The following is a 2,958-nucleotide window of genomic DNA, read 5'->3' as shown; positions in this document are numbered from 1 at the left end:
CCCGAGGATAGGTATCCAGCCGATCTCTTGATTAGTTGGAAAATGCAGCATGAGCAACGTATAGAAATACTCACAGGCATTGATCCTGATCGCAAATCAAATGTTGTTTTATATGGTTCCAATATTGGAACTGAAAGATCACCGATTAATTATCACGGTTGTGTTGAGGCAATGTTTCCGAATTGGTATCCGGCAACTGAAAAGCCAGTGACCCTATCCATGGTATCAGAGCTGAAGGATCACTCTGAACAATATTGGCAAGCAGAGTCGCAACACCTAACGAAGCGTTTTCAAAGTAAAATTTCATCGATTATCGAAGAGGATTCTTGTAAGCATTTTTCATTGTTCGCGTTAGCTCCTCAACCATTGTTAATAAAACTTGGCGCTTTGCTCACCGACAAAATTGACGTCGAGACTTATCAGCTGCATCGAGAGCCTAAAGGCTGGTTTTGGCAAGACTGTTCAGATGATTTTGAGTACATCATCAACAGACCTCAAAATATGGAGGGAAAGCCAGCCCTGGTGCTTTCTTTGAGTGACCATGTGTCGCATGAGCGAATTACTCGGGTTATAGGGCCAGATACATCGATTTGGGAAGTGACTATAAAGCAGCCTCATAATGATTTCATGCAGTCAAAGCAGCAGCTCTCCTTGTTCAGAAAGTGCATAAGAAAGCTGATTGTTGAAATCAAAAATACACACGGGGATGCGACGCCACTGCAAATTTTTCCTGTGATGCCAGTATCGTGTGCCGTCGAATTAGGACGGGCCAGAATGCCTAAGGCTGATATGCCATGGCTTATTTATGACCACGACATAAAAACACAACAATTTGTAATGGCAATCGAGCTTCGAGGAGATCTATATGAGTAATAGCAAAAGTAACGATGTTCTAAACACAATTCTCGAAAAAATTGAGCTACCTGACAGTGCTTATGAAAAGGCTGAAAAACGCTATAAGGATCTAGGCGATTGGTTACATCGCCCAGAGTCAACATGCGTGAATTTTGATCCCCACGTGTTTTCTCAAGGTTCCTTTCGTCTAGGTACGGCGATTAGGCCCGATTCAGAAGAACAGTATGACCTAGACATGGGGTGCAATCTTCGGCGTGGCCTGGATAAAACGTCTATCACTCAAAAGCAACTAAAGCACCTAGTCGGTCATGAATTAGAGCTTTATCGAAACGCCAGAGGCATTAAGGAAGAGCTAGCCGAGAAGAAACGCTGTTGGCGCTTAGAGTATGCCGATGGGCTTAGCTTTCACATGGACATAGTTCCGTGTGTGCCAGAGAGTGATACAGGAAGAGGCCTGTTGAAAAAGCGGATGGTCGAAAACTCTAAGTTTGATGAAAGCTTGGCTCAAAACGTGTCTCAGCTTGCAGTTTCGATTACCGATAACACAGATTTCACTTATGCAGTTGTGAATGAAAACTGGCGTATCAGCAATCCTGAAGGATATGCTCGATGGTTTGAAACGCGCATGAAGACGGCACGGTTAGTAATAAATGAACGTGAAATGCGATTTAAAGCCAGTATAGATAGTCTGCCATATTATCAATGGAAGACACCCTTACAGCAGGTTATCCAATTATTGAAGCGTCATCGTGACACTATGTTTAAAAACAATGAGGATAGTAAGCCAATATCGGTAATCATCACTACATTGGCTGCTAAATCATATAAAGGTGAAAGTGATTTGGCTTCAGCGTTGAATACGGTGCTCTCCGAGATGGATGACCATATTTCTGCACAAGCGCCAATGATTCCGAACCCAGTCAACCCAGCCGAAGATTTTGCAGACAAGTGGTATGACGAAAAATCTGCTCAATACCGATTACAAGAAAACTTTTATAAATGGCTGTATCAAGCTAGAGCTGATTTTAGTGCTCTTTGCTCAAGTGATGATACGCAACGAATAGTAAATGCGGCGCAAAATGGTTTGGATTTGAAGCTTGATTCAAGTTCGGTAGCACGTCTCTTGGGTATTCCTGCGGTGACAGCAAAACCAACTTTCGCAATTCAATCATCTGATCCAAAGCCATGGTTTAAGCAATAGATGAAGCACTGGAAGGCTGTAGGCCTAGAGGCTTTTCTCTCGGCCTATCCGAACATTAGATTAGTAGATGTCCATGCAGATAAGGTTGAGTTGCAGGGAGAGTATCAGTTAAAAGCACAGCTAGCTGGAAGTCGGTTTATAGAGCGAACATTTTCTCTAAGGATTGTATGCCCAAGTGATTATCCTAGGGCTTTACCAGTGGTGTTTGATACCGCTGGTTACTTTCCTCGTAATCAGGACTTCCATACTTACTCTGATGGATCATTTTGTCTTGGCTCAGTCCTGAAAATTAAGTCAATTTTGAAAACCGACTCGTCATTGACAACCTTTTTCGAAAAGATTGTTGTCAGGTTTCTTTATTCGGTGTCCCATAGGGTTGAATTTGGCAACTTTCCCTATGGCGAACTGGAGCATGGTGAGAAAGGCCTGATTGATGATTATTCTCAGTTGTTCAATGTTAATGGTAAAGCATCGGTTCTACGGGCACTGAAAGCGTTAGGTTTGCGCAAGCGTGAGGCAAATAAATTACCTTGTCCATGTGGCTGTGGTGATCGTCTTGGCTCGTGTGACTATCGGTTTGTCTTGAACGAGTTTCGTCAAGTTGAGCGCCGCCGATGGTTTCGCCATCACCTACAAGAAGCTTTTACACCGATTGAAAAACCCAAAAGGAGAGTTGGGAAAAAAACTAAAAGTCCAAGTAGAAATACGCCTTAGCTTAATAAGCTCCCTCGGGCATTTATGGCATATGTGTTAATACATATCGGATTTTTGAGTCTAATCAACCGGCAACGCCAGATTGAACCTTCACACTATCGTGTCGGAGGTTCACTATGTTCAAAAACCTATTTTTTCAAACAAAAGCACTACCAGAGCTGTCATCGCAACTGGATACGGAAATCCCT

The 2,958-nt window shown here is 42.9% G+C and carries 3 protein-coding genes; all 3 read left to right on the top strand.

The features are described from left to right. Positions 1 to 873, top strand: an 873-nt coding sequence (locus B3182_RS09855) for an SAVED domain-containing protein (RefSeq protein WP_292752617.1), incomplete at its 5' end; no start/stop codon positions are given. Beyond that, positions 866 to 2,056: a nucleotidyltransferase domain-containing protein gene (locus tag B3182_RS09850; protein ID WP_272998039.1), complete on the top strand. Its 1,191-nt coding sequence runs from the start codon at positions 866 to 868 to the stop codon at positions 2,054 to 2,056. The genes B3182_RS09855 and B3182_RS09850, both read left to right, overlap by 8 nt. Then, positions 2,057 to 2,770, top strand: coding sequence for a hypothetical protein (locus B3182_RS09845; RefSeq protein WP_272998038.1), 714 nt, complete (start codon positions 2,057 to 2,059; stop codon positions 2,768 to 2,770). Positions 2,771 to 2,958: the final 188 nt, after the last annotated feature.

This window comes from Methylophaga sp. UBA4204 (assembly GCF_002379485.1).
Classification (GTDB): domain Bacteria; phylum Pseudomonadota; class Gammaproteobacteria; order Nitrosococcales; family Methylophagaceae; genus Methylophaga.
Note: the sequence above shows the minus strand (reverse complement) of the source record. Positions and strands in the feature narration are given on the sequence as shown.